Raw genomic sequence first — 5,542 nt, 5'->3', positions numbered from 1 at the left:
GTCTCCGACGGCACCTGCCGGGCCCGGTGACACCACCCCCCAGGTCATCCTTGCGACAGGGGGACACAGTCATGCCGGGCCCGGAGGCCAGCGGCCCTCTTGCAGGACCACGAAGAACATAACGGGGGGGGAGCCGGGCCGCGCGGACCGCCGGGGAGAAGCCGGCCAAGCCGCCGATGACGAGCGTGGCTGCCACCCCGCCGGCCATCGCCCAGGGCGGTATCACTGTCGGCCAGGCCTGGTAGCTCGCGTAGCCGGCGGTCACCGCGATGCCCAGCGCGACGCCGGCAAGCCCGCCGAGGGCGGACAGCAGCAGCGACTCGCACAGGAACTGGGTGCGGAGCTGGCCCCGGGTGGCGCCCAGCGAGCAGCACAGGCCGACCTCCGCCCGCCGCTCCAGCACCGAGATCACCTGGTGTTGGCGACGCCGACGCCGCCGACCAGCAGCGCCACCGCGCCCGGGCCGAGCAGGAGCCCCGACAGGGCCTCGTCGGTGGCCTGCTGTGCCGCCAGGGCGTCGGACGGGCAAGAGACGTCCACCTCGTTGGGGGTTCTGCGGGTTGGCGGTGGCGCCGAGCACCTCCCGGACGTCGACGACGTGTGCCTCCACGGCCCGGGTGTAGATCGTGGTCGCGTAGCCGTCGCAGCCCAACTCCTTCTCGGCGGCCGGCCAGCCGAGCAGCGCGGCCGAGTCCAGCTCGCGGGCCAGCGTGCCAAGCCTCTGACGGATCCCTACTCGGTGACTGGCTGGGCGAACCATTCAGGCGCCTTGACAACCCCTGCGGAGATCTGGGCCATGACGTATTGGGCTGCGAGACTGACCGCCCCGCCGTGCTGGTTGTAGAGCTCCGCGACGGCCATGTTCTCCGGCTTCGTGTAGTCCGGCGCCCATTCGGAGACGAGGGCCGGCCAGTTCACCGGCTTCGCGCCGGCCTGGACCATGCGAACCTTCGCGTCCTCGTGCCCCTCGGGGGTGGTGCCGGCCGAGCAGTCGCTCAGGAAGTAGACCTCGAACCCATCCCTGAGGGCCCCGAGACCGTCAGGGCGAGACACACCTCCGTCGTGAGGCCGGCCATGACCAGCTTCTTGCGGCCGGTGGCCTCGATCGCGGCCCGCAGGTTCGGGTCGGACCACGCGGCCCTGGTCGTGCGGTCGATCGGGGTGATGTCGGGAAAGACGTCCGTGATCTGGCTGAAGAGCGGGTCCGCGAGGATGCTGCCCTCGGCACCGACCGTGGTCAGGACGGTGGGCACCCCGAGGGCCTTGGCCGCGCGAGACACCAGGGTGACGTTGTCGATCAGGGCCGTGAAGTTGGCCCCTGGCAGTTGAGGGCGACATAGGGCTGGTGATCGATGAGCACCAGAGCCGAGTTCTCGACCGTCAGTTCGGTGGGCGGGTTGGTCATGTGTGTCCTCATTCCCGGAGTCGGGGACCGCTGACGCCGCCGATCGTGGTGGCCGGGCGGGTGAGTGCGCATCACCCGGATCGTGTGAGCGTTCCGCGACCGTCCTGGCGGCGGCGGGAGGACGGCCCCATCAGCCCCACTTCGCGGGCGCGCTCGACCGCCTCTGTGCGGCGGTGAACGCCGAGCTTGGCGTAGATGTGACGCATGTGCGTCTTGACCGTGTTCGCGGAGAGGCGGAGCTCGCCTGCGATCTCGGGCGCGGAGAGGTTGCTCGGCAGATGGCGGAGGACGCGCAGCTCGCCCTCGCTGAGGTCCTTCAGCACCATGGGGTGTTCGCGTGCCCGGGCGGCGGGCAGCGAAGCCCCGGCGAGGGCGTCCACGATGTCCTGGAGCAGCGCGGCGTGGGCCGTGCGGTGCCGCGGGCGGCGGTCGAGCAGGTCGCGCGGCGGCGTCATCACGAAGGCGAAGACGAGCGCGTCAGGCTCTGCGAGTTCGAGCGCGTGCTCGATGTCCGACTCGGCGGCCCGTGTCTCGCCGAGCTGATCGCGGGCGACCGCGTCGAGGAGGAGCGCCTGGATGACCGTGAAGGTGTGCATCACGGGCGCCGAACCGTCAGGACAGGCGCGAGGGCGTCGACGGCCGCCTGCGGATCGCCTTCGGCGAAGTACACGGAGGCGCGCGCGGCGCGTGCCTCCCCCCAGTCGCGGTGCTCCTCGGAGATCCTGGCCAGTGTGGCCCGGGCGGCCGCCGTGTCGCCCAGCCGCACCAGGGTCTGGACGAGGAACTGCTGTATCCGGACGGTCAGCACATGCGGCGCGGCGAGCAGCGTCTGGAGCTGCTCGGCGGCACGGAACTCCATGAGCGCCTGCCCGAGCCGGCCTCGGCCGACGTGCAGCATCCCCCGGGTGAGGTGCAGTAGCAGCCGCGTCGCGGGCTCGGCGTCCGGACGCAGCGCCTGCGCGGCCCGATCCAGCCACTGCTCCGCCTCGTCGAAGCGGCCTTCCCAGACGTCGATATGTGCCCTCGCCGCCAGCGCGACACCGGCGACCGGGTCGGACGCCCACCCCTGCGATTCCGCGAGCGCGATCGCCCGCGCGCACAGCTCGCGTGCCCGGGCCGACGAGTGAGCGCCGGCGAGCATCGCCAGCGTCGTCTCGAAGACCCCGTCGAGCAACTCGCCGCCGTTGCCGTCCGCACCCTCCCACAAGACTTCCAGGTAGGCGTCACGGTCAGCTCGCGGGAAGGCCCCCTTGACGCCATGCGCGATACACTATCGAGAGTCATTGATATCAAGGGAGGTGCATCGATGAGCCGGACCGTGATCGATCTCGATGACGACCTGGTCGCCGAGGTGGCCAGGGCTCTGGGGACGGGCACGAAGAAGGAGACGGTCAACACCGCCCTGCGCGAGGTGCTGGAGAACAGGCGGCGGGCGCTCGCGCTCACCAGGCTGCGGGCCGCGGCCGGGGAGGGCGCCTTCGACCTGGGCCTCTTCGAGGACAAGCGGAACTACCGACGGTGAACGCGGCGCAGTTCCTGATCGACACCAGCGCCCTGGCGCGGTTCATGCACGGCGACGCGGAACAGTACGGCTGGGACCAGGCCGCCGCGGCCGGACTCATCGCGGTCTGCCCCATCACCGAGCTGGAGCTCTTCTACAGCTCCCGCTCGGCCGTCGACCGCGAACAGGGCATCGAGGACATGCGGCTGGTGTTCGGATGGGTACCGGTCGACGACCGCGCGTACGACCGCGCCTGGCAAGTCCAGGACGCCTTGACCCGGCGCGGTCAACACCGCAGCGCAGGACCGGTGGACCTCGTCGTAGCCGCCACAGCCGAGCTGCAGGGTCTGACTCTGCTGCATCGCGACCGGGACTTCGAGTGCGTCGCGGCGGTAACCGGGCAGGCGCTCCAGTGGTACGGACCCGAAGCCGGCAAGTAGACCGAGGTTCTGGTCGCAGTTCTGGTTGCATTCATCCTCGTCCGATACTGTCCGGAGCTTGGTAGGGGAGCCACTACGCCGCAGGTCAGGACGCCTCCGGCCCCACCCGGACAGCCAGGCGGACAGTTGGAAAGCGTGTTGGGTTCACACCCTCACGAGTTCGAATCTCGTATCCTCCGCCAGCTCTCACCGGGCTGAACGAATGCCCCCGCCGCCATCCACGGCCGGGGGCCTTCGTCGTGTCTCAACGCTCGTTGTCCTGGTTCTTGTCCACAGTGGCCGTCTCCGACGCTCCCCGGCTGGCTCGCTCGATCTCCGGACCGCCTCCTTCAGCATGGGGTCGGTCACCTGCGGGTAGACGGGCCCGCTCTCCTCGCGCCGTACCCGCACCCGATCCGGGCAGTACGCCGGTCCTGCAGCCGCGGGGGGCCTTGCCGCAACCGTGCTGGCACTTCATCCACAACCGGCAGCGACCTACCCGCGCGGGTGCGGCGAACCACGGCGTAAGGAGTGCTGCGTGAAAAGGGTACGCTGCGCTGCGTGAGAGCGACATTCAGAGCTGCGTGAAAGTGGTATCGTGGGATCTTGTGGAGGTTACCTACCAGCATCGCCTCGTCGACCCGCTCCTGGCCGAGCTCGTCGCCGAGGTGCCTGTGGTATCACTCGTGGGGCCGCGCGCGTCCGGAAAGACCACGACGGCCCGGAAGCATGCGGCGACTGTGATCCACCTTGACACACCCGGCGTCGCCGAGGTCTTCCGTACGGATCCGGACGCCGCACTGCGCGGACTGGCCGAGCCCGTGCTCCTCGACGAGTGGCAAGAGGCTCCCGAAGTACTCGGTGCCGTCAAACGCACGGTGGACGCCGATCCCCGAGCGGGCAGGTACCTTCTCACCGGCTCCGTACGTGCCGAACTGGACTCCCACACCTGGCCCGGAACCGGACGGGTCATCCACGTCCCCATGACCGGCCTGAGTATGCGGGAGAAGGTCGGCAACACGGCAGGACTCTCGCTGGTGGAACGCCTCACCCGGCTCGGGCCATCGGCACTGAGCCTGCCGGAGGTCATCCCGGACGTCCGTGACTACGTCGACATGGCCCTGCGGGGGAGCTTTCCAGAACCCGCGCTCCGCCTGTCTGACCGTGCTCGGCGGCGCTGGTTCACCAGCTACGTCCAGCAGCTCCTCACCAGGGACGCGGCAACAGTACAACCTCGCAGGGACCCTGAGCGGCTGCGCCGCTACTTCGAGGCCCTGGCCCTGAACACCGCCGGGGTCGTCGAGCACGTCACCCTCCTCCAGGCCGCCGGTATCGACCGCAGGACCGCGGTGGCATACGAGCACCTGCTGAGCAATCTGTTCGTCCTGGATGTCGTACCCGCGTGGTTCACCAACCGGCTCAAGCGCCTCGGGCAAGCGCCCAAGCGCTACCTTGTCGATCCCGCGCTGGCAGGCGCCGTCGTCGGCGCGGACACCGACACCGTCCTGCAGGACTCGGATCTGCTTGGCCGGCTGATCGACACCTTCGTCGTCGCCCAGCTACGCGCCGAACTCCCCCTCAGCGACTACCAGCCCAGAATCCACCACCTCCGCCAGGACGGCGGCCGGAAAGAGGTCGATGTGCTCGTTGAGTTCTCGGGCCACCGGGTCATCGCCATCGAGATCAAGGCCGCCAGCAACCCGGGCAGGTCCAGCGCGCGGCACCTCACCTGGCTTCGCGACGAACTCGGAGAGCGATTCGTTCATGGCCTCGTGTTCCACACCGGGCAGTACATCCAGCAACTGGATGATCGGATCACCGCCGTGCCGATCTGTGTCCTGTGGGGCTGACCTGGACACCGCATCCAGCGAGGGGAGGCCGGCTGGGCTCCCGCTCTGCGGGCGGAAACCCGGCGCCGGAACAGGCAGAACGCACAGCGCTAGGTGTTCTGTCGACGCGTACAAGCTCGCGCTGCTGGCGGTGCGCCTCTTCAACGGAGACCAGTTTGACACCGGCCCCCTCAAGATGACAGGAACCGCCGACGAGCTGCTGATCCAGCATCTGGCCGATCAGGGTGTTCGAAACGACCGTCACGAGCGGCCCTCCGCCGCCGACTGGGAGAAGGTCCTGGTCCACGCGGTCGCCCGCACACCGGCCACGGCTGCCCCGCCACGCCCGGCGACGCCACGGGCCATGCCTCCCCGCTCGACCCCACCG

General features: G+C 69.6%; 8 protein-coding genes and 1 pseudogene. 4 read left to right on the top strand and 5 right to left on the bottom strand.

The genetic code is table 11. The features are described from left to right. Positions 1-124 precede the first annotated feature (124 nt). The 5 genes and pseudogenes from E1265_RS32815 to E1265_RS32795 all read right to left on the bottom strand — a co-directional run. Positions 125-709 (bottom strand): annotated as a pseudogene (locus tag E1265_RS32815) (ABC transporter permease); the annotation flags it as partial. A 23-nt stretch (positions 710-732) separates the two neighbouring features. After that, positions 733-942, bottom strand: coding sequence for a hypothetical protein (locus E1265_RS32810; protein WP_243741278.1), 210 nt, complete (start codon positions 940-942; stop codon positions 733-735). 53 nt (positions 943-995) lie between these two features. Beyond that, positions 996-1,280, bottom strand: a complete 285-nt coding sequence (locus E1265_RS32805) for an isochorismatase family protein (RefSeq protein WP_165953962.1) — start codon at positions 1,278-1,280, stop codon at positions 996-998. Between the two features lie 196 nt (positions 1,281-1,476). Next, on the bottom strand, positions 1,477-2,001 hold the full coding sequence (locus E1265_RS32800; protein ID WP_243741280.1) for a LuxR C-terminal-related transcriptional regulator: 525 nt from the start codon (positions 1,999-2,001) through the stop codon (positions 1,477-1,479). Continuing rightward, complete coding sequence (locus E1265_RS32795; protein ID WP_132934604.1) at positions 2,001-2,612, bottom strand: tetratricopeptide repeat protein; 612 nt, start codon at positions 2,610-2,612, stop codon at positions 2,001-2,003. The genes E1265_RS32800 and E1265_RS32795 overlap by 1 nt, the downstream gene beginning before the upstream one ends. A 99-nt stretch (positions 2,613-2,711) precedes the next feature. Between E1265_RS32795 and E1265_RS32790 the strand changes: the two genes are divergently transcribed. From E1265_RS32790 to E1265_RS38335, 4 genes are all read left to right on the top strand, one after another. Further along, positions 2,712-2,927 (top strand): type II toxin-antitoxin system VapB family antitoxin, encoded by a 216-nt coding sequence (locus E1265_RS32790; RefSeq protein WP_132934603.1) that lies wholly within the window; start codon positions 2,712-2,714, stop codon positions 2,925-2,927. After that, the gene (locus E1265_RS32785; protein ID WP_132934602.1) at positions 2,924-3,346 is read left to right on the top strand and encodes a PIN domain nuclease; all 423 of its coding nucleotides are present in this window, start codon (positions 2,924-2,926) and stop codon (positions 3,344-3,346) included. The genes E1265_RS32790 and E1265_RS32785 overlap by 4 nt, the downstream gene beginning before the upstream one ends. A 563-nt stretch (positions 3,347-3,909) precedes the next feature. Then, on the top strand, positions 3,910-5,175 hold the full coding sequence (locus E1265_RS32780; protein ID WP_347877275.1) for a DUF4143 domain-containing protein: 1,266 nt from the start codon (positions 3,910-3,912) through the stop codon (positions 5,173-5,175). 130 nt (positions 5,176-5,305) lie between these two features. Further along, positions 5,306-5,542: hypothetical protein (locus tag E1265_RS38335; RefSeq protein ID WP_207931299.1), on the top strand; the 237-nt coding region annotated here is incomplete at its 3' end.

This window comes from Streptomyces sp. 8K308 (genome assembly GCF_004348315.1).
Taxonomy (GTDB): domain Bacteria; phylum Actinomycetota; class Actinomycetes; order Streptomycetales; family Streptomycetaceae; genus Streptomyces.
The sequence above is the reverse complement of the archived record's forward strand: the minus strand, read 5'-3'. Positions and strand labels throughout refer to the sequence as shown.